At 39.8% G+C, this 22,614-nt stretch carries 19 protein-coding genes; all 19 read right to left on the bottom strand.

What is annotated here, in order from left to right; translation table 11 throughout:
- Window positions 1–138: 138 nt before the first annotated feature.
- The 19 genes from thrS to icd all read right to left on the bottom strand — a co-directional run bounded on the left by thrS (window position 139) and on the right by icd (window position 22,525).
- A complete protein-coding gene (gene thrS, locus IMZ31_RS14020) occupies window positions 139–2,076 on the bottom strand; it encodes a threonine--tRNA ligase (RefSeq protein ID WP_207527944.1) in 1,938 nt (645 codons plus the stop codon).
- A gap of 388 nt (window positions 2,077–2,464) precedes the next feature.
- On the bottom strand, window positions 2,465–3,313 hold the full coding sequence (gene ytxC / locus IMZ31_RS14025; RefSeq protein ID WP_207527945.1) for a sporulation protein YtxC: 849 nt from the start codon (window positions 3,311–3,313) through the stop codon (window positions 2,465–2,467).
- A gap of 515 nt (window positions 3,314–3,828) precedes the next feature.
- Window positions 3,829–4,755: a primosomal protein DnaI gene (gene dnaI / locus IMZ31_RS14030; protein ID WP_207527946.1), complete on the bottom strand. Its 927-nt coding sequence runs from the start codon at window positions 4,753–4,755 to the stop codon at window positions 3,829–3,831.
- Window positions 4,756–4,789: 34 nt separating this feature from the next.
- Window positions 4,790–6,208: a replication initiation and membrane attachment family protein gene (locus tag IMZ31_RS14035; RefSeq protein ID WP_207527947.1), complete on the bottom strand. Its 1,419-nt coding sequence runs from the start codon at window positions 6,206–6,208 to the stop codon at window positions 4,790–4,792.
- A 150-nt stretch (window positions 6,209–6,358) separates the two neighbouring features.
- On the bottom strand, window positions 6,359–6,823 hold the full coding sequence (gene nrdR / locus IMZ31_RS14040; protein WP_036784465.1) for a transcriptional regulator NrdR: 465 nt from the start codon (window positions 6,821–6,823) through the stop codon (window positions 6,359–6,361).
- Window positions 6,824–6,846: 23 nt separating this feature from the next.
- Window positions 6,847–7,248: a cytosolic protein gene (locus tag IMZ31_RS14045; protein ID WP_207527948.1), complete on the bottom strand. Its 402-nt coding sequence runs from the start codon at window positions 7,246–7,248 to the stop codon at window positions 6,847–6,849.
- A gap of 293 nt (window positions 7,249–7,541) precedes the next feature.
- Window positions 7,542–7,919: an adenosylmethionine decarboxylase gene (speD, locus tag IMZ31_RS14050; RefSeq protein ID WP_036784461.1), complete on the bottom strand. Its 378-nt coding sequence runs from the start codon at window positions 7,917–7,919 to the stop codon at window positions 7,542–7,544.
- Between the two features lie 271 nt (window positions 7,920–8,190).
- Window positions 8,191–9,222 carry a glyceraldehyde-3-phosphate dehydrogenase gene (locus IMZ31_RS14055; protein ID WP_207527949.1) on the bottom strand — a complete coding sequence of 344 codons (1,032 nt, stop codon included), beginning with the start codon at window positions 9,220–9,222 and terminating at the stop codon, window positions 8,191–8,193.
- 351 nt (window positions 9,223–9,573) lie between these two features.
- Window positions 9,574–10,176, bottom strand: coding sequence for a dephospho-CoA kinase (coaE, locus tag IMZ31_RS14060; RefSeq protein ID WP_207527950.1), 603 nt, complete (start codon window positions 10,174–10,176; stop codon window positions 9,574–9,576).
- A gap of 13 nt (window positions 10,177–10,189) precedes the next feature.
- Entirely contained in the window at window positions 10,190–10,906 is a 717-nt protein-coding gene (gene ytaF, locus IMZ31_RS14065; RefSeq protein WP_371825506.1) for a sporulation membrane protein YtaF, read from the bottom strand.
- On the bottom strand, window positions 10,907–11,734 hold the full coding sequence (mutM, locus tag IMZ31_RS14070; RefSeq protein WP_207527952.1) for a DNA-formamidopyrimidine glycosylase: 828 nt from the start codon (window positions 11,732–11,734) through the stop codon (window positions 10,907–10,909).
- A gap of 14 nt (window positions 11,735–11,748) precedes the next feature.
- A complete protein-coding gene (gene polA / locus IMZ31_RS14075; protein WP_207527953.1) occupies window positions 11,749–14,385 on the bottom strand; it encodes a DNA polymerase I in 2,637 nt (878 codons plus the stop codon).
- A gap of 105 nt (window positions 14,386–14,490) precedes the next feature.
- Window positions 14,491–15,423 carry a protease modulator HflC gene (hflC, locus tag IMZ31_RS14080; RefSeq protein ID WP_207527954.1) on the bottom strand — a complete coding sequence of 311 codons (933 nt, stop codon included), beginning with the start codon at window positions 15,421–15,423 and terminating at the stop codon, window positions 14,491–14,493.
- Window positions 15,416–16,369: an FtsH protease activity modulator HflK gene (gene hflK, locus IMZ31_RS14085; protein WP_207527955.1), complete on the bottom strand. Its 954-nt coding sequence runs from the start codon at window positions 16,367–16,369 to the stop codon at window positions 15,416–15,418. Before hflK ends, hflC begins: the two co-directional genes overlap by 8 nt.
- A 217-nt stretch (window positions 16,370–16,586) precedes the next feature.
- On the bottom strand, window positions 16,587–18,338 hold the full coding sequence (gene pnpS / locus IMZ31_RS14090; protein WP_207527956.1) for a two-component system histidine kinase PnpS: 1,752 nt from the start codon (window positions 18,336–18,338) through the stop codon (window positions 16,587–16,589).
- Window positions 18,331–19,038 (bottom strand): response regulator transcription factor, encoded by a 708-nt coding sequence (locus IMZ31_RS14095; RefSeq protein ID WP_207527957.1) that lies wholly within the window; start codon window positions 19,036–19,038, stop codon window positions 18,331–18,333. The genes pnpS and IMZ31_RS14095 overlap by 8 nt, the downstream gene beginning before the upstream one ends.
- Before the next feature lie 686 nt (window positions 19,039–19,724).
- Window positions 19,725–20,210, bottom strand: coding sequence for a MaoC/PaaZ C-terminal domain-containing protein (locus tag IMZ31_RS14100; RefSeq protein ID WP_371825507.1), 486 nt, complete (start codon window positions 20,208–20,210; stop codon window positions 19,725–19,727).
- Between the two features lie 80 nt (window positions 20,211–20,290).
- Window positions 20,291–21,229 (bottom strand): malate dehydrogenase, encoded by a 939-nt coding sequence (mdh, locus tag IMZ31_RS14105; RefSeq protein ID WP_036784436.1) that lies wholly within the window; start codon window positions 21,227–21,229, stop codon window positions 20,291–20,293.
- Between the two features lie 24 nt (window positions 21,230–21,253).
- On the bottom strand, window positions 21,254–22,525 hold the full coding sequence (gene icd, locus IMZ31_RS14110; RefSeq protein ID WP_207527959.1) for an NADP-dependent isocitrate dehydrogenase: 1,272 nt from the start codon (window positions 22,523–22,525) through the stop codon (window positions 21,254–21,256).
- Between the last annotated feature and the right edge of the window lie 89 nt (window positions 22,526–22,614).

Raw genomic sequence — 22,614 nt, forward strand, 5'->3', positions numbered from 1 at the left:
TTGTTGCATATTAACTCCAGCTCATTACAGACGGAATCATTTCTTCACTATTTCAATAATAACACAAAAAATGGAATTAAATAGACGGAATAATAATAAAAACCCCCAAAGCTTTTAAGCTTTTGGGGGATAGGATAATTATTTCTTTCCACTTATTTCTTGTTTGATCTGAGATACAAAGTCTTGAAGAGATTTTGTTTCAGAGTCTTTCTCTCCATAACGACGGATATTCACACCGCTTGCTTCAATTTCATTATCTCCTACAACAAGTTGGTAAGGGACTTTTTGCATTTGAGCTTCACGAATCTTATAACCAATCTTCTCATCGCGCTCATCTACTTCAACACGCACGCCTGCATACTTCAGTTCATCTTCTACTTTCTTCGCATAGTCTAAGTGAACATCAGCAGATACAGGAATGATCTTCGCTTGAACAGGCGCTAACCATGTTGGGAACGCCCCTTTGTACTCTTCGATTAAGAAGGCAACGAAGCGTTCCATTGTTGAAACCACACCGCGGTGGATAACAACAGGACGATGGTGAGCCCCATCCTCTCCAATATACGTTAAGTCAAAGCGTTCTGGTAAGTGGAAGTCAAGCTGTACAGTTGAAAGCGTTTCGTCCTTACCAAGTGCTGTTTTTACTTGTACATCTAATTTTGGACCGTAGAATGCCGCTTCACCTTCTGCTTCTACATACTCTACCTCCAGGTCTTCCATTGTTTCCTTTAGAAGAGCTTGCGCTTTATCCCACATCTCATCATTATCCACATACTTCTCTTTATCCTCTTTATCACGGTACGACAAACGGAAGTAGTAATTTTCAAGACCAAAGTCTTTGTATACTTCTTGAATCATACGCACAACACGAATGAATTCTTCTTTCAGTTGATCTGGACGAGCAAAGATGTGAGCGTCATTTAACGTCATGGCACGCACACGCTGAAGTCCCGCTAATGCACCAGACATTTCATAACGGTGCATCGTACCTAGTTCCGCGATACGTACCGGTAGATTGCGGTAACTGTGTAGCTGATTTTTATACACCATCATATGGTGAGGACAGTTCATCGGACGCAGAACTAGATCTTCATTATCCATTTCCATTGTAGGGAACATGTCATCTTGATAATGATCCCAGTGTCCACTTGTTTTATATAGATCAACGGACCCAAGCACTGGTGTGTATACGTGGTCATAGCCAAGACGTTCCTCTAAGTCAACGATGTAACGTTCAATGGTACGACGAATAGTAGCGCCCTTTGGTAGCCATAGCGGAAGACCTTGACCTACCTTTTGAGAAACTGTGAAGATATCAAGTTCTTTCCCAAGTTTACGGTGATCACGTTCTTTGGCCTCTTCACGCATTTTTAGGTATTCTTCTAAGTGATCTTTCTTTTCAAAGGCCGTACCATAGATGCGTTGAAGCATTTTATTATCACTATCTCCACGCCAGTATGCACCAGAAACACTTAATAGTTTAAAGACTTTAATTTTGTTTGTAGAAGGGACGTGAGGTCCACGACAAAGATCGAAGAACTCCCCTTGCTTGTAAATCGTTACGGATTCACCTTCAGGGATATCATCAATCAATTCAAGTTTTAACTCATCACCGATTTCGCGATACATCTCTTTAGCTTCTTCACGGGAAACCTCAAGACGTTCAACCTCTAAGTTTTCACTAGTGATCTTTTGCATTTCTTTTTCAATCTTCTTCAGGTCTTCAGGTGTGATAGACGTATCAAGATCCATATCGTAGTAGAACCCATTTTCAATAACAGGACCTACTCCTAGATTTACATCACCATAAACACGTTTTACAGCTTGAGCCATGAGGTGTGCTGTTGAGTGACGAAGAACCTCTATACCTTCTTCATCTCGAATCGTTACGATTTCTATAGAACCATCTCCAGGAATAGGACGGCGAAGGTCAATCAGTTGACCATTGTATTTCCCTGCCAACGCTTGCTTCTTTAAGCCTGAGCTAATGGAAGCAGCTACATCTTCTGTCGTCGTACCTTGCGAGAACTCCTTAACCGCACCATCTGGAAATGTTAATTGAATTGCTTCCGACATGTGTATGTCACTCCTTTTATAATTGATCGATCTACTTTGTGATCTTAGTATTAAGAAACAAAGCCAAAATAAAAAACGCCCATCCCTTGCACAATAGCGAAGGGACGAGCGTTATACCCGTGGTTCCACCCAAATTCCCACAGTCATAACTGTGGCTTCATTAGCACATCCGTAACGAGGACGAATCGCTGTTTACTACTGTATGGTTCGTAAACAGAGTTCAGAGGTGGTAAACAAGTGTCGCACTTAGGAAGCTTCCAGCCTGTGACCTCCCTCTCTGCGTAAGCCGATGCAACTCATTCTTATCCTCATCATCACTGATATAAATTAGATTTAAACTTTATAGAAGTTAGTATAATGGGAATAAATGCGAAAAGCAAGCCCATTTTTAGAACGGAGATAATCTTTTAAATGGAAATTTATTTAACGGAAGAAATTCAGCACGTTCTTGGAAGATGTTCATCACGGTCAACGTCTTTGGGTCACTAGGGTCATTACCATAAATCGAGATCCGATTTGGAGCAAGAGCCATTATAGGAGTCAAGTCTAGCTCGTCTGTTCCAAGACCAAACAAATATAAAGGATAGTCCTCTGTCAATTTCTTAATTTCTTCAGACGTATAACGACGTCCTTTATGAGAATAAAAAATAAAAGGTTGGCTTTGCACAATAGATAACCTCTCTACTTTAGAAGGGTTAGCTTGCAGGTATTCCCTTAGATGTTGAATATATGTCTGATAATCCTGCTCTCTTTTATATTCATCTATTGCTTCTCCAACGACCTCAATCAACTCATCGTAAAATCGCTGAAAGCGAAATGTGATGATCGAATCAAATGCAAACCCTTCCCCTTTCTCGAGTGCCTCTTTAAAAACCTCTCTCAACCGCTCTAATTGTTGACTGTGGCGATAAGAAGAAGGGTGATCTTCACCCCACTGATCTGGCTCGTCCCTAAAAGAACAACACAATTCATATATGTGAGCTACTTCATCATCGTCACTGAAGTAGTAGCAATTCCGTATGATGTCTATTAACCAGGATCGCTCTCTATGTATGACATAGACATGGATTAGTCCGCGTACGACTAGTTCCTCTTTCTCCTGATTTTCGTTAACAAGAACAACATGCCCCCATTTCTTGTGATAATGCCACTGCACGCTCATTTCATCTTTCTGCGCAAATAGAAAATCACAAAATGATAGGGCTTCTTTTTTATTAGAAAAATAGATCTCGTCCAACGTCTTCCCTCCCTCCACAAGTGGTACAATAAACTGTTAAAGTATATGGGAAGAAAACGTGAAAAATGATTATTCTCCGTAAAAAAACTTCAATATCCTCTCTAATACAACTTTTAGGTAGGGAGTTATTCAAGATAAGGACAGTAATTATAAAGACTGGCCCGCCTATTCAAGCTGCACTTAAGCCCCCTACCTTCCAAATATGGCGCGTTTCCGTCTCCCCCATTTTGACAAAGGTGGGCCTGGAAATTGCGAGACTCCTGCGGGAGAAAGAGGTAGACGAGATCCCGCAGAGAGCGATAGCGAACGAGGAAGCTCGGCACCTCTCCCGCGGAAAGCGAGTGATTTCCAGGGCCACCTTTCGCTCTATTCAAGGTGACGGAAACGTCTCTATCTATCGCAAAATAGAACTATCTCGGATTCAAATTAGGGAAGGCTTATGCAGTGGGTTAAAAAAAGCAGCTCTGCCAGAGGAATGATCCTCTGGCAGAGCTGCTAACGGTTCACTTATTGTTTTAGCTACGTCGATTCTGCCCAATTACTTCTACCGGGTTACTTACTTGTTTAATACGTTCAATAATTCTCCCAGCTTTCAATTGCTCAACATCTCCACGGTTGTTCGTCATAAGATGCTTTTCGAGCTCCTCAAGATTGTAATTGGAAGTAAAGAAAACAGGTAAACCTTCCATCATACGATACTGTAGAATTGACCCTAATATTTCATCACGGAACCAAGATGACATGGATTCAGCTCCAATATCATCGAGCATCAAAACTGGAACCGTTTTGAACTTTTCAACTTTTTCTTTTAGCGTGTTGTCTCCTAATGAAGACTTCATCTCCCGAACTAGTTCAGGCATATAAATGAGGTAAGAAGCAATTCGTTTATTCGCCAATTTATTGGCAATAGCTCCCAAAAGGTGTGTTTTCCCAACTCCAAACGGTCCATGGAAATATAGACCTTTATTTCCCTTTTCCGTTTCGGCATTCTCTGTATAGTTCATCGCTTGACGAATCGCTTCGTAACGGTCATCTGGATCTAAATCTTTAAACTTTGCTTCCACAATGTCCTTTGGCATATACAAACTGTTAATGAATGAACGCTTCTCTTCTTGTTGTTGAGATTGTCTTTTTCGAGGACACATCTCATACGTCAGCCTAATCTCTTTCCCCTGAACATGAAGATTCGGAGAGTAACCTGAGACCAAATTCTGACAGTTATCCAGGGAAGGGCATCCTTCACAGCGCTTAGATTGGGATTGATACTCATATAATTTCATTAAATGACGTTCTACATCATGACGAGAGAGGTTCGAGTGCTCCTGCAAAATTTGTTGAATATCAGGATCTTTCAAGATTGCCTCACGCATACTTTGATAATGCTCTTGAAAGTTCTTACTCTCCCTCATCCATTTCTTCAAAGCTGTTTGGATCGGTTCCATTTCACTCATCCTTAAATCAATTTATTCGTAAACGTTAATCATCCATGTTCTTTAAAGCTTCTGCTAACTCTTGCTTTTCGCGTTCAATATCCGAGACAGATTTCCCATCTTTGCGTTTAGGAGCCTGATCTTCGCTTGACTGTCCCTTTTGACCTTTTTGATCTTTAAACCAATCAGGCAGGACGTCTTGCTTTTGATTTTTATTGTAAGAACGGTTTCCTCCGCTTTTTCGGTTATTCGCCCATTGTTGATATTTTTTATTTTCTGTTTTCGCAACCCGCATTGCATGACGAACAGTTTTCACCTGAAGCCTCGTCCAATGCCCTGCGATTGTTTCCATATAGTTTTTTGATAACTTCATATCTGTTTTAAGTAATACATAATAAATTAACACATTCATTACGCCAGGTGTTAACCCTTGTTGGGTCATAATATCACGAATCATTCGTAAATCCTTCTCCGGAGGTTCCGCTCCTCCCGAGAGGTCTAGCAACAGTTCTCTAGGAGAGATCTGTTCCAATCTTTTAATTAGAGCTTCTTCCTTATTATCTGCTTGCTCTTTAGGTGCCTCTTGGTCATTAGCGACAGATAATGAATCACGTTGATGAGTGACTTGCAGGTCGTCACTTTGTCCTCCTTTACTTTGGTAAAGGTCGTGACAAGCCTCTTTCAACTCAGAAAGGTCCAATTGATTCTCATCGTTAAGAGCCCACAAGATCGCTTTTTCAACATCATTAGTAGTTAAATTATATAATAAAGAAAGTTGAGAAAGTACTTTTTGGTTCTGATTGGAAAGGATACTCTGCACAGGTAACATTCTCTGGTCAAGTGATTGCTTTATATAGGAAAAGTCAATCCGACTCTCTTGTATGTTAGCACCTTGACTCTCGACTAATTCTTGGTCTTGCTCTTTAAAATGAGTGGGTGGTGGTTCAGTGGTCATCCCACCCATTGAAAATACGTGCTCAAAGGAAGAAGTGACTTCTTCTCCTTTTCGATATGACGAAGAACCACCTGAAAACGTACGTTGTAATCGTTCGTACTTTTGTTGACCAAGATGATGATATAGTAACAAGGATAACATCTCGTCCGCAAAAAATTCACTCGGGGTAAATGGACGAAGCAGTACATACGTATAAACCGTTTGGTCCTCAGATTGATCAACAAAAGTTCGAAGAAGCCCTATGGCTTCTAACCGTTTCCTTGCTTCGTAAATATGATTTAAAGGGAGATTGAGGTAACTCATCAATAGATGATGTGTATTAACGCCACCTACTTCCTCTTGCAGATCATACTCTGACAATAACGTTTGGTATAGACTAATGGATTCATTCCCGATTAAAGGTTGATATAAATGAGTCAGGGACATTGTGAAATCCATAGGCATGCTCCGAGCGACTGTTAACCGGTACCCATCTACCGGTAATAGCTTCCCAATTGATGTATGGTTCATTAAACTCCCTCCTTCCTCATATTCTTGGTGTAATGGTTCTATTCTATTACGAAAGGAAATAGATAAACCTGCATCTTTTCAGTCATTTTCTTCTAAGTATACATGGATTGTGCTCCTAAAAAAAGAAAAGAGCCAACCGGCCCTATTCTATTACCCTTCTGGATCTTGTTTAATCAAATCTTTTAATTCATCAAGAAAAACATTTATATCCTTAAACTGTCTATAAACTGAAGCAAAGCGAACATACGCAACTTCATCAATATGCGCAAGCCTGTCCATCACCATTTCTCCAATTTCCTTGCTATTAACCTCAGAAACGCCACGATTCCTTAATTCCCGTTCAATTTCCATGGCAATCGTCTCAAGTTCATCAACCGCAACAGGTCGTTTCTCACAAGCCCGAATCAGACCTCTCATCAACTTCTCTCGACTAAATTCTTCACGAGTGCCTTCTTTTTTCACAACGATCAAAGGGACTTCTTCGATTCTTTCAAAAGTTGTAAAACGAAAGTGGCACTCTTCACATTCCCGCCTGCGTCGAATCGATTTACCCTCTTCGACTGGCCGCGAGTCCAACACCCTAGTGCTCTTGTAATTACAATTAGGACATTTCACAGATAAATCAACTCCACATTTTTCTACATTTTATGAGCCATACCCGTTTCCAAAAACGGAAGTAGTTCCTTAATTTCTTTATGTTGCTTTTGGATTAACTTATGGCTATGTCCGAAATCAAACGGTAAGGCAGATTCCGTGGTAACAGAATAGTCAATCGCCGTTCTATACGGTTGTACCATTACTATACTAACGACGATAAATGCTTTCTTTCCTTTTACCGTTTGCAAGCTCATCTCACCATGTTCAATGGAAGATGAGACCAATTTATATTTACTTGAGTTTTTATAATAATCCTCTAACTGAGGAAAAGCTTTATCTTTTGTTGTTTTAAAGTAGTGCGTTCGAAGAGCTTCATTCCAGTGTTCTTCACTTGTTTCGGCATGATTCGTGAAATATGTTGAAAACCATTGTTTAATATTCATTTTCGTCCACCTCTAATCTATTATATCAAAAAATCGAAAAGGTTAAATACACACTTCTGTCAAGAATTTCGCTTTTTCTTCATTAATACCCCAATAATTGTACTGAGAAGGGCTCTACCCTCATTCCTTCACCATAAGAAATCTGAAATTTTTTGTAGAAATGGTTTTGAACTAGCTCTGTAACTATAAGTATTGTTCCTTTTAATATTCTCAGTAAGACCAAATTGATGTTTTTCGAAAGCCATAAAAAAGAAAGTACTCTTCATAAGAGTACTTTCTTTCGAACATTTATATTAGAGTACGTTGAATTTCTTGACTTCGACAGGTCCCATACCTCTCGGGACTTCAACCGTTTCTTGTGTTTTAGCTTCTAGTGATTGTGCAATATATTGTGCTGCTACATTGGGGTCAATTCGATCCCCGCACGTGTATACGTCAATACTTGCATAGCCATGTTCTGGAAAACTGTGAATGGTTAAGTGAGATTCAGAAATGATTACGACGCCACTTACGCCGTGTGGTGCAAATTTGTGAAAAGCAACTTCCCGAACTTCCGCACCTGCTTTTAAAGCAGCATCTACGAAAATTTGTTCAATCATTGTCATATCGTTTAGCTTTTCTGTATTACAATCCCAAAGTTCTGCAATTACGTGTCTACCCATTGTGTCCATCGGTAGTCCCCCTTTAAAACCAAAAAAGTTTACTTCTAAACGTCAAGCTTATGCACTACCACGGGGGCAAGTTAGTCCTAAGAGGTCCTAACCCTTTAAGCAGTCATAGGTTCGTCGGTATTTCAGAAGTTCAAAAGTTAGTATATAGTGTTTCCCTATATTTTGCAATAAGTTTTTTTACTCACATATATAAGGACGTGGTTGTCTAAGCTTTGTTAGTAGTATAAAACATCAATGGGGGATTATCCAATTATTTTATTTCTTCAGACTTTCAAGAAACACGGGCTTCTTCACGTGCAGCTAAGTGAGTTCCTACAAATTTCACAAGATCCAGCACACGTTTCGAATAGCCCCATTCATTGTCGTACCAAGCCAAAACTTTTACTTTTCGGTCATCCATTACGATTGTGGAAAGACCATCTATAATAGAGGAGTATTCAGATGTCGTGTAATCAACAGATACAAGTGGTTCATCAGAGTATTGAAGAATACCTTTCAAATCATTCTTAGAAGCATGCATGAATGCCTGATTGACTTGATCTGCAGATACGTCACGTTTTACGTCTACTACCAAATCTACGAGAGAAACGTTCGGTGTAGGTACTCGCAACGCCATACCATGCATTTTCCCATTTAAATGTGGGATGACTTCACCTAATGCCTTAGCAGCTCCTGTTGAAGTCGGAATAATAGATTGTGTACAGCCTCTTGCACGTCTAAGATCTTTATGAGGATTATCTAAGTTCTTCTGATCATTTGTAAAAGCATGAACCGTTGTCATTAGTCCGTTCTCAATACCAAACTGTTCATCTAATACCTTTACTACCGGAGCTAAACAATTTGTCGTACAAGAAGCATTAGAGATAACGTCATGCTCTCCATCAATGTAAACGCTCTCATTTACGCCCATAACAATTGTTGCATCCACTTCTTTCCCTGGAGCTGTAATGACAACTTTCTTAGCCCCCGCTTCGATATGCTGTCCCGCTGTCTCTTTAGTCTTGAATTTCCCTGTAGCTTCAATAACAATATCCACTTCATGTTCTTTCCAAGGGAGTTGTTTAGGGTCTCTCGAAGCAAATAAATGAACCTTTTTCCCATCTATTTCAATTCCATCTTCAAGCGCTTTCACTTCTCCTTGAAAATGACCATGAACACTATCGTACTTAATTAAATGAGCTAGCGTTTCGGGAGGGTAGCTGGCATTGATTGCAACAACCTCTACCTGCTTATCTAAAATCGCCTGGCGAAACACCATTCGACCAATTCGACCAAAACCATTAATAGCAACGCGTGACTTCATTCTGCATACCCCTCTCATTTATGATACACTTTATTGATATTTCGCATGATTAGTATAACACAATAAAGGAATCCTAGGGAGTAGATTGTGCAATTTTATCCAAACTTTATTGTAATATATGCATCGATTCCTCATTCAATGAAAGCTAATGTGCTGTTTATAGATTACGAGGAGGCTTCCCAGCTCCCCGCAGGAAAGCGAGTTGTCCCCGAGCAAGCCCACCCACTCATCAAACGTAACGGCCCTCTCCTGCTAAAATATCTCATCTTCGGATCTTCCGGCGATTGTGGAATAACCAAGTTACTCCAATAAAAATAAGGCTGCTCTTGTTGCAAGAGCAGCCTCTTTCTATTACGGGAGTATTTCCCACTTCCGAAGTATAGATTCAAGTTGATCATACGTCTCTTTCTTAGACCCATTGTTATCAATCACTTCATCAGCCATACGGGACTTTTCAGTAATTGAGATCTGGGAGCGAATGCGGCTAAGTGCTTCCTCTTCTGTGCTTTCATCCCGTTCCATTAAGCGCTTGAGCTGCACCTCTTCGTCTACGGCAACTACGAGAGTTTTATCGACGTAATCCGTTAACTGGCTCTCAAACAACAAAGGAATATCTAATACAACCGCCTTGTCCCCTTGCATTAAATATTCATCACGCTCTCGGACCATCTCTGAACGCACAGCAGGGTGTACGATTTCATTGAGTTGTTTTCTCTTTTCCTCATTATTAAACACAATCTCTCCAAGTGCTTTTCGATCTAGTGTATGGTCTTCTCTTAGAACCCCTTCACCAAAAACGTTTACAATTTTATTATAAGCATCGCGTCCTGGTTTCACGACCTCGCGAGATAATTTATCAGCATCCACTACAGGAATCCCATAATCATCAAACATTAATGAGACAGTACTTTTTCCTGTTGCAATGCTACCTGTTAACCCTATTACGACACCCATTAAAAGCCTCCTACTACGTAAATTTCAACATTCCAATCACAATCAATAAGAGTCCTGGCAAAAATGTTAACCGTTGAATCCACTTAAAGTAAGATAACCAGTAACCACTTTTTAATCCGATCCAAAGAAAGAAACTACTCATGAACGCAATAAGTAGAGCTGTTGTCATCGGAGAGAAACCAAACATGGCTGCGCCAATTCCGGCACCGAAAGCATCAAGGGAAAGGGCTATCCCTAACAGAAATGCTTCAATACCATTAATGGAACCCGACTGATCAATATCAGCGCTCATCGGTTTCCGTAAAATTTGAATAACGATCCCGAGAGACTTAATTTCTAGATTAAATAGATAAGAAGAGGGATCTTTTGTTTCTGAAGGTTGCTCCGTTCTAAAAAACTGGTAAAGCACCCAAATTCCAATAGCAATCAAAATCCCCCCTCCAAACATTTCAGTAATGTGAGGAGAGAGAAAATGGGCGATCATTTTTCCAATCATCATAGACAGAAAGAATGAAACAGCTGAAACCATCGCAATAACGCCAATAGCTCGTATAGAAAGCCCCATCTTCCTTAGTCCATAAGTAAACCCAACCGTAAAGCTATCTAAACTTACTGCAAAAGCAAGTAGGATGAGGGTAGTGAATGGTGCCATAGCCGGTAAGCTCCTTCTCTCATATTTACGCATAGTATATGAAAGGAGCCTAACCGCTGTTACTGTCAGACAAAGGATTTACTCAGGCTGACATTTGAAGCAGAAATGAGTTCCTCTACCACCGACTTTTGTTTTTGAAATAACTGTTCCACAACGTTCACAAGCTTCATCTTGACGGCCATAAACTTTCAGACGCTGTTGAAACATTCCAATTTGACCTTGTGTATTCACATAAGATCGAATAGTCGTTCCTCCTTGTTCCACTGCTTCTTGAAGCGTGGAAACAATTTCACCATGTAGCCGAACGGCTTCTGACTTAGTAATATCCTTCCCCTTTCTTTCAGGGTGGATTAAGGAGCGATGTAAAGCTTCATCTACATATATATTCCCAAGACCTGTGACGATCATTTGATCTAATAAGGCGGTTTTTACATGTCGCGACGTTTTCGTTAGCTTATTATATAAGTGATCTGGAGTGAATAATGGATCAAAAGGTTCAGGTCCAAGCTGATCTAAAGGAGGTCCGTTGAATTCTTCTCCAATCGGGTAGATATGCATGGTTCCAAACTTCCTTACATCTTGATATCGAAGTTCAGTGCCATCAGTAAAACGAAAAATAACATGGGTATGTTTCGCTATTTCATCGCCACTTTGAAAAACTCCATACTTTCCTTCCATTCTTAAATGAGAAATCAACACATGGGTCTCCAAATAAAACAACAAAAACTTCCCGCGACGTTTTAACTCATGGATGGTTTGCCCTTTTAGAAGCGCTTTGAATTCTTCCGGATCTCTCGGGCGCTGGATGATATTCCCCCAAAACACATCTGTCTCTTTTATGGTTTTCTCAGTTACAAGATGTTGTAATGTTTTCTTGATTGTTTCGACCTCTGGTAACTCAGGCAACACGTTTCACCCCTTTATTTAGCATCGTACCAAGTCGACCCTTTAGCAGAATCAACAAGAAGTGGCACGTCAAGATTAACGGTATTTTGCATGACTTCCGCAACAATTCTTTCAAGCTTTTCTAACTCTTCCTCAGGAGACTCTAGAATCAGTTCATCATGCACTTGTAATAGAACCGTAGCCTCTAAACCTTCTTCCTCTAAACGGTGATGCAAATCAACCATTGCTTTCTTAATAATATCAGCAGCAGAACCTTGAATTGGCGTATTCATCGCTGTACGTTCAGCAAAGCTTCTGCTATTGAAATTACGACTTGTTATATCCGGTAAATAGCGTCTGCGATTCATGAGTGTTGAAACATACCCTTTTTGTTTTGCATCTTGTACCACTTCATCCATGTATTCCTTTACACCTGGATAACTATCTAAATAGCGCTCAATGAATTGTTTGGCTTCTTTTCGACTAATCCCAAGACTTTGAGAAAGTCCATACTCACTAATTCCATATACAATACCGAAGTTAACCGCTTTGGCTTGTCTTCTCATTTGATCCGTTACTTCATTTTTTTCCACATGGAAAACATCCATAGCTGTTTGTGTGTGAATGTCTTCATTCTCATTGAAGGCTTTAATTAGTTTTTCGTCCCCAGCAATATGAGCCAAAACACGAAGTTCAATTTGAGAATAATCCGCCGCGAAAATATACCATCCTTCTTTTGAAGGGATAAACGCTTGCCTAATCTTTCTGCCCTCTTCAAGACGAATCGGAATGTTTTGCAAGTTAGGTTCTGTTGAACTTAAACGACCTGTTTGAGTTAAAGCTTGATTAAAACGAGTATGAATCATATCATCTTCGTGAACAACTTTTAAAAGCCCTTCAATATAAGTAGAGTTCAATTTACCTAATTGACGGTATAACAAGAGTTTAGGAATAATCTCATGTTGATCACTCAGTTGCTCTAACACATCAGCTGAAGTTGAGTAGCCTGTTTTCGTTTTTTTAATTACAGGAAGTTCTAATTTCTCAAACAGTATAGGCCCAAGTTGTTTAGGAGAATTTAGATTGAAGGTTTCACCAGCCAATTCATGAATTTCAGATTCAAGCTGATTAAGTCGTTCCTCAAGCTCTGTACCCATTTCTTTCAAACGGTCCACATCTACTTTAACTCCTGTATGTTCCATTTCGCCTAGTATTAATGCAAGCGGCATCTCTAGCTCAGCATATAACTCCCATTGCTGATTCTCTCTCAATTGGTCTTCCATCTCTGGCTTAAGCTCAAATAACATGTTCGCTTTTCGACCTACATGGCTAGCTAGATCATTGATATCTTCTGGCACTTTCATCTTTGCACCTTTACCATAAACTTCTTCATCAAACGCAATACCTTTATATCCCATGCGATGACTGATCGATGGTATATCATGATGGTTTTCACTTGGGTTTGTTAAGTAAGATGCAAGCAACATGTCAAAATCAATCCCAGTAACTTCAATACCATGACGTTTAAGAGCCACATATGTTTTCTTAGCATCAAAAACAGCTTTTTTATTTTGACGATCTTCAGCCCATGCTTTAAACACATCCGACCCTAATGCTACTTCTTTAGGTATAAAGTAAGTACCTTTGTCATGCACTAAGCCAATCCCTTCGATATCGGCTGTGTGATAATTATCTCCAAGCATTTCTACAACGAGAGCTGACGAGTTGTTTACATGCTCGTCCGTAACCTCATCAAGAACCTCGACCTTTAATTCTGGAAGGGCTTCTTGAACTTGTTCAGCCTCCTCTTCTCCTCCAATGCGGCTAAGAAGAGATTGGAATCCAAGGTCACGGAAAAACGCGCTAACCTTTGGATATTCGTACCCTTTATAAACCACGTCTTCAAGACCGATCTCTACAGGCGTTTCAACGTTAATGGTAACTAATTGCTGACTCATGAAGGCATTGTCTTTATTTGTTTCAAGCTTTTCCTTTAGCTTTTTCCCGCTCACATCATCGATACCTTCATAGACGTTTGACAATGTCTCAAACTGCTTTAGTAATTTTACAGCTGTCTTTTCACCGACGCCTGGAACCCCTGGGATATTATCTGAACTATCTCCCATCAAGGCTTTTAGATCTATGATTTGATCAGCACGAACCTCCATTTTCTCTTCTAAGAAAGAAGGAGTATAGGTTTCTACATTTGTAATGCCTTTCTTTGTTAACGCCACAGAGACCTGATCTGAAACTAACTGCAGTAAATCTCGGTCACCGCTAATTACTTTAACTTCAAAGTCCTCCTGCTCACCTTTTCTGGCAAAAGTTCCGATAATATCATCCGCTTCATATTGATTAAGCTCGTAATGTTTAATTTGGAAGTTATCTAACAACTCTCTTAAAAGTGAGAACTGCTCTGAAAGCTCAGGAGGAGTCTTTTGACGACCTCCTTTATATTCTTCATATGTCTTATGACGAAAGGTCGTTTTCCCCGCATCAAAGGCCACAAGCATATGAGATGGGTTTTCCTCTTCTAAGATCTTCAATAGCATAGTGGTAAATCCGTATACGGCGTTTGTATGTACACCTTTGTCATTATTTAATAACGGCAAAGCAAAAAAAGCTCGGTACGCTATACTGTTTCCATCAATAAGAACCAGTTTGTTTGTCATGTTTTCCACTCCTTCGTTCATAAGCATACCCTTTCCATGAGAAAAGGCGACTTGTTTCCTTTATTCTATCATGTTCCATAATAGAAGGAAAAAGTCGCCTTTTTGTTAATCAAAATAGCCAGTTAAACTTCGTGCGTACGGAGAATCCTGCGGAATAATAATCGTAGTTTCTCCATCAATCGTTTTCTTATAGGATTCTAAAGTACGATACAATTGATAAAATGACTCGTCCTTTGAAAATGATTCATTGTAAATTTTAGCCGCTTCTTGTTCCCCTTCAGCTCGAACCTGGGCCGCTTCCGCTTCAGCTTTTGAAAGCATTTCTGTTACTTCTCTATCTGTTTGAGCAATAATACGGTTTTTCGCAGCTTCCCCTTTAGATAAGTATTCCTGAGCTTTTGATTCTCGTTCTGAAATCATGTTACGAAACACCGTTTTTTCGTTCTCATCCGGCAAATCTGTTCGTTTAATACGTACATCATCCACCCGAATACCAAACTCATCGCGTGCTAGTAATTGATTCACTCTTTCAGTAATACGTTTGTGCAAATCTCCTCTAGATGACTGCTCATCATTTATAATCTCTTCATAGTTCATTTGACCAAGCTCTGTACGGATAACTGAAAAAATGAATTCCCCCATCCGTGCTTCAGCTCCAATCATCGTTCTTGCATTGTTAATCATCTTATCCGGATCAACAATATGCCAGATCGCGTAGTTATCAATAATCATTCGCTTCTTATCAAGTGTGTTGATCTCTTTCTCATTAACATCATACACCATTTTTTTCTTTGGAAGGGTGCTGGCATTCTGTATAAGTGGTACTTTAAATTTGAGCCCTGGCTCTTTCTCAATTCTTACAATCTCACCAAATTGACGAACAACTTTATACTCCCCTTCTTTCACAATCATCACACTACTTATAAATACCACTAGTAACAAGACTAGTACCAGTAAACTTAAGCCTATCTTTATCATGCGCTTTATATAATTGGAGTTTGTTTCGTTCCCTTCCTCTATTACATTCTCATCACTCATCGTCATTTGCCCCCCCTTGTGTCGGTGCAGGTTGAGGTGCTTGTTGTTGCCCAATCGGTAAGTACTTAAGCGTATTTCCATCGTCATTCATGATATATATATTAGCTTTAGGAAGAACATCCTCTAGCGTTTCAATAACCAATCGCTCTCTCGTTATATCTGGCGATTTACTATAGGCTTCATATAGCGCATTGAACTTCGCAACATCTCCTTTGGCTTGTTCAATACGGGCTACTTTATCCCCTTCTGCACGAGATATAATCGCATCTTTCTCACCTAGTGCTTCTTCATATTTTTCATTCCTATATTTCTCTGCTTCATTTCGTTTCGTGTTACTAGTTTCTCGGGCGTCCGTTACTTTTGTAAAAGCAGTCCGTACTTCTGCATCTGGAAGGTCTACCTCTTGAAGCTTCACATCACTGACTGATATCCCGATATTATAACTTTCTACTAGTCCAATTAGCATTTCACGCACTTCATTCTCTATTTCTGCTTTACCTGAGGTTAATGCTTCATCAATCTCTGAAGTTCCAATAACACTTCTTAATGATGCAGAAGTAGCGTTATTTAACGCTAGTTTGGGATCTTGAGATTGGTACAAGTATTTTGCTGGGTCTACAATCTTCCACTGTACAACCAGATCAGCAAGAACAATATTTTCATCCCCTGTAATCATTTGCACTTGTTTCTTATTGCTTTTATCATCTTGTGAGTAACCAAAGTTCAAACTAAACGTTTCTTTCGAGAGCTTCTCTACTTCTTGTACTGGCCAAGGCATTTTAAAGTGCAGCCCAGGTTCTGTTATGCTCTCTTCAGCGTTACCAAATGTAAGGATTACAGCTTGCTCTGATTCGTCCACAGTATACCAACTTGTAATTCCGACAATAACCAGAACGATCGCCGCTACCCCTACAGCAATCCATGTATAGATCTGTTTTAGAGTCACTCGTATTTCTCCCCCTATTTCATTTTCTTAACAATCTATTTACGAACAAACGTTAAAAACGTTTCAAATAAATGGATATCGATAACAAAATGGGGATAAAAAAGCATAAAAAAAAGACGGAGGCGGGTTGACCTCCGTCAAATAAGAAAACACCTTGGATGAAAGGGTTTCATAGAGAACTATATCAAGGAATTATTTGCATTTAATTAACTTAATGTTAACGTTTCGTAAATTTTTTAGGTAATGTAATATGAAACGCTGTTCCCTGCTGATATTCACTTTCTACATCAATACTTCCACCGTGCGCTTCTACAATATGTTTTACAATAGCTAAACCAAGACCTGTTCCACCAGAGTTACGACTTCGCGCTTTGTCTACTCGATAGAAACGTTCAAATATTCGGGGTACATCTTCTTTTGGAATACCAATCCCACTATCCGTAACCGAAATCATAAAGGAGTCCTTTTGGTTCTTTAATTCAAGCTTTATAGTGCCACCGCTTGGAGTGTAATTGATCGCGTTGGTAACCAAATTAATTACTACTTGCTTTAAACGAGCAGAATCTCCATCAATATAGCCTTCAGTATCAATCGTTTGCTCTAACCCAATGCCTTTTTGATTTGCTTGTTGCTCTACAATTGGAATGATATCTTTTACTAAAGATGGCACCGAAATGTGTTCAATATTTAAAGTAAACTCTTCCTTCTCTAATTTTGATAGTTCTAAAAGGTCATGGATTAGAGATTGAAGTCTCTCACTTTCATTCAAAATAATTGTTATAAACTGTTCGCGTAACCCCTCATCTGCCATTGCCCCATCTAGAAGCGTTTCGGAGAACCCTCTGATTGATGTAATTGGTGTTTTCAATTCATGAGACACATTTGCCACAAAGTCTTTTCGCATTTGCTCTAAATTCTTTAACTCTGTAATATCATGAAAAACAAGTACTACACCTTTCCACTGATTAGCTTCATTAAAGATTGGTGCGCCCAATACCTCAAGGAATCTTCTCTCAATTTGAAGGGGTAAGGTAAACGAATGCCTTACTTTATCTTCTGTCATAAATACTTCTTTTACAGATTTATGAATCTCAACCTCAGCTACTGCATCATAATACACATGACCTAAGTATTGATGTTCCTGACCTCCAAAATGTTCTAAAAAGGCACGATTGACTAGATTTACGTAACCTTTCTCGTCAATTAACATCAGGCCATTTCCCATGTTGTTAATAACCGCCTCTAACCGATCCTTTTGCATCTCTTGATGCATCGTCATCTCTTGAAGGTTACGCGCTAACACATTAATAGAAGATGTTAATATAGCAGCCTCACCGTAGTTCCCTTCATAGGTCCTCGCCCTGTAATTGCCTCTAGCTAACTCATCCGCTACATTCGAGGCTGATCGAATCGGCTTAATATATTTCTCAAAAATATTGCGCCCTAGGGTTGCCATGATGAGAATCCCGACGAACAAAGTAATCCCTATAAGGACCCATATGTTGCTCGTTATGTGAGTTAAAGAATCAATACGGAGCACAAGCACCAGTTGTCCACTTAAAGCGCTGTTAGCCGCCTCAAAAGGGTAAAAGAACATATGCTCCTTTAAAAAACCTTTGTGAGTAGTACTAAAACCTTCTTGGTGAGTGTTCATATAAGAATTTACAGTTTCCGCTTCCCCCGGGGTTAATTGAAGGACCTGCTGCGTCGTATTTAAGAGTGTTTGCTCTTCTGATAGATAAATTAATCCAATATCTAGCTGCTTACTAAGGTCTTCAAGAGTACTTAAATCGGAAGCATCCTCAACAAAATCTGTTAAGTATACGGCTTCATTTTCAACTCGTTCTTCTATTACATCAACGAAGAAATTTTTTGTTAATTGGGCCAAAACCAATCCAAGACCTAGCATTAGAAGAATTGCTAGTATGGAATAAGTTAAAAATGGCCTTGAACCGTATTTGTTACGCATCTTTTGAAGGGTCCTCCATCTTGTAACCAAGACCTCTTATTGTTTTGATGTATACCGGCTTCTTCGTATCAGGTTCAATTTTCTCCCTTAAGTGACTGATGTGAACATCAACAATACGTGTATCCCCAACAAAATCATAGTTCCAAACAGCACTTAGTAGTTGGTCACGGGACAGGACACGACCTTTATTCTTTGTTAAATAAAGAAGAAGTTCAAATTCCTTAGGTGTCAGAACAAGAGAATCTCCCTTGACTGTTGCTTCATACTGCTCCGGGAATACTTTTAAATCTGCAATTTGGATAAGGTCCCCTTCAAGGTCATTAGATTCACGGATGGTTGACCGTCTTAAGATTGCCTTAATTCGTGCTACAACTTCTCTCGGGCTAAAAGGCTTCGTCAAATAGTCATCAGCCCCTAGCTCCAGACCAAGAACTTTATCAAACTCATCATCCTTAGCAGTTAACATAAGAATCGGCGTCTGTACTTGTTTCTGTCTAAGTTGCTTACACACTTCCATCCCATCCATTTCAGGAAGCATGACATCCAGAACAATAAGGTCAAAGAACTGTTCATTGGCTTTTTCAAGTGCATCCGCGCCAGTATAAGCTACTTCTGTTTCAAATCCAGATTGTTCTATATTGTATTTTAATAACGTTACAATAGATTCTTCATCATCCACGATTAATATATTTTGAGCCATCTCGTATCCACCTCTGCATCTTTTTCTATCTTCATCATACAATGAACGGCAGTTTTATTAAAAGACATTTATAGGGTTCATGGTCTTCTTTACAAGAACTTAACAATTACTTTACCCTTCTTCCATTAACTTTACATCTTTTCTACCTAATAGTCATTGTTATTCATTTATGCTTCCCTTGTTTTATTCCATATAAGCCCACTTATATGAAAGGCTTGAAATTAGAGTTAAACGGGTTTGGGATCAATAAAGTATAACGTTTTTGTTTGCTTTAGTAAGAGGAAGGTGGTCCTTTGAAAACACTCACTTTCCTGCGGACGAACTCCAGATCTTCCTCAGTCGCTTCACTCCCTGCGGGATCTCTAAAGCCCGTCTTTCCGCGGGAGTCTCGCATTTTCAAAGGACCACCTTACCGTGTTTGTGTTAAACAAAAACGTTGCCATATCAGATGTGGGGTCGTTCGATGTTGTCACAGGATGTGACGATCCTAGTCGAACTTCCTTTTATCCCTAGGCACCACGCCTGCAATCTTAAATCTAGGTGAGGAGGCTCACCAGCTCCCCGCAGGAAAGCGAGTTGTCCCCGGGCAAGAGAACACCCTATAAATAGAATAATAATCACATTAAGATTTAACGGTGCCAACAAAAAGGCCCTCCTTGTAAGGGAGGGGCTTGTTGAGAAGAATATTAATAGAAATTCTCTAATGAGCGAGCTGTCATGGATTCTGGCTCATAAGCGGGGGTAACTTGCACAGTTCCGGTGATCACTTCTTCTTTCTCTTCATTCACTCCGTTTACAGAAAGGCTTATTTGATGTTGATCGCTTTTCACTTCTATAACCTTGATTGTTAGGGTTACTTCTGAATAGTGATGTAAGGGTGTTGGGTATTGGAGCATTTGCTCTGTAATATGACTTCCTGGTCCAGGTAAGTGAGAAGAAACAATGGAGGAAACCATACCATATAGCATAACTGACGGAACTAGAGGGCGTTTATAAGGAGTCTGGGAAGCATAATCATGTTGAATATACAAAGGGTTGGCATCATTTGTTAAACCCAAGTAAAGTAGGATATCCTTATCTTCAATCGACATCGTTTTTGTATACACTTCTCCTACCGTAACATCTCCAATTTTTTTACCAAGCTTTCTACGTTTTCCAAGCAAAATCTCCACCTCCAAAAATGTAAGCGTTTTCTTTTGATTTATAGAAAAGCTGCCCTAATTAAAGGACAGCCTTTTTCATAATCCTACTTTTATTGTACTACTTCCATGACTTTTTTTACAGAGTCAGCAGATTGATCTAACTGAGCTTTTTCATCATCTGTTAAGTCAAGTTCAATAATCTCTTCGATACCATTACCACCAAGGATTGTCGGCACACCAAGATAGATATCTTTGTATCCGTACTCTCCTTCTAGGTAGGCAATAGCAGGCAATACACGGCGCTGGTCTTTCAGTATAGCTTCTGCCATTTCTGTCAGGGACGCTGCCGGTGCATAATAAGCACTTCCATTCCCTAGCAGACCAACGATTTCGCCGCCACCTTTGCGAGTACGTTCTACAATTTCTTCGAGGCGGTCTGAAGAAATTAACTTCTCTAACGGTATACCACCTGCATAGGAATAGCGAATAAGTGGTACCATATCGTCTCCGTGTCCACCGAGCACAAAGCCTGTGATATCTTTTACCGATAAATTCAGCTCTTGCGCGATGAATGTACGGAAACGCGCTGTATCTAACACACCACTCTGACCAATGACACGGTGTTTAGGGAAACCAGACTCTTTAAAGACAGAATACGTCATGGCATCAACTGGGTTTGTTAACACAAGAATCGTCGTTTCAGGAGAGTGATGTACAATTTCTTTTGTTACACTCTTCATGATCTTTGAGTTAGTAGCTACTAAATCATCACGACTCATCCCTGGTTTACGAGCAATTCCAGCGGTGATAATAACAAGATCAGAACCAGCAGTATCTTCATAGTTAGAAGTCCCTTTAATATCAGCATCAAAACCTTGTACAGGGCTAGCCTCTAGCATATCTAGCGCTTTCCCTTGAGTTGGTTTTTCCATATCAGGCACATCTACAAGCACTACATCAGCCAGCTCTTTCTGTGCGATCATAAGGGCTGTTGTTGCTCCTGTGAAGCCAGCACCAATAACGGATACTTTCCTTCTTTGAATGGCCATATTAATCCCCTTCCAATACTAAGATTAGTCCATGTTTTTAATAAGTGCATCACCGAATTCAGAACATTTCACTTCAGTAGCACCATCCATCATACGCGCAAAATCGTACGTTACTGTTTTATTACCAATTGTTTTATCCATTGATTTTGTAATTAAATCTGCCGCTTCTCTCCACTCAAGGTGTTCAAGCATAAGTACACCAGAAAGGATAACAGAAGATGGGTTAACTTTATCCATTCCTGCATACTTTGGAGCTGTACCGTGTGTAGCTTCAAAGATCGCATGCCCTGTTTCAAAGTTAATGTTAGCACCAGGAGCAATGCCAATTCCACCAACCTGTGCAGCAAGCGCATCAGAAACGTAATCACCATTAAGGTTCATTGTTGCTACAACATCAAATTCTTTTGGACGAGTTAAGATTTGCTGTAAGAAGATATCGGCAATTGCATCTTTTACAATGATTTTACCTTCAGCTTCAGCTGCATCTTGTGCCTTGTTAGCAGCTTCTTTTCCTTCTTTCTCTACAATCTCATCATATTGTCTCCAAGTGAAGACTTTATCGCCAAATTCTTGTTCAGCTACTTCATAGCCCCATGCTTTAAATGCACCTTCAGTAAACTTCATGATGTTTCCTTTGTGAACAAGCGTTACATTGCGACGACCTTCACGAAGAGCGTATTCGATTGCAGAGCGTACTAGACGCTTAGTTCCTTCTTCAGAAACTGGTTTAACTCCAATTCCAGACGTTTCAGGGAAACGAATATTATGTACGCCCATTTCATTCTGTAGAAAATCAATTACTTTTTTCGCTTCAGGCGTTCCTTTTTGCCACTCAATTCCTGCATAAATGTCCTCGGTATTTTCACGGAAAATCGCCATATCCGTATCTTGTGGTCGCTTAACAGGTGATGGTACACCTTCAAACCAACGCACAGGACGAAGACAAGTGAATAAGTCTAACTCCTGGCGCAATGCAACATTCAATGAACGAATTCCTCCACCAATTGGTGTTGTAAGTGGACCTTTAATTGCGATTTTATAATCACGGATCGTATCAAGCGTTTCCTTAGGAAGCCACTCTCCAGTATTATCGTAAGCTTTTTGACCTGCGTAAACTTCTTTCCATTCGATTGACTTGCTGTCGCCATATGCTTTTTGAACAGCTGCTTCAATTACCTTGCTCGCCGAAGCCCAAATATCTGGACCGATTCCATCACCTTCAATGTATGGAATGATTGCATGGTTTGGTACGTTCATTTCGCCATTTTCTACCGTAATTTTTTCAGCTTGTGTCACTGATAACCCCTCCTAAATCATTGCAAATATTCTCACTATAATCATATCACAGGAATTCTATAATCAAAGAATAAAAAGTTCAAAAGGGT

This window comes from Pontibacillus sp. ALD_SL1 (assembly GCF_017355605.1).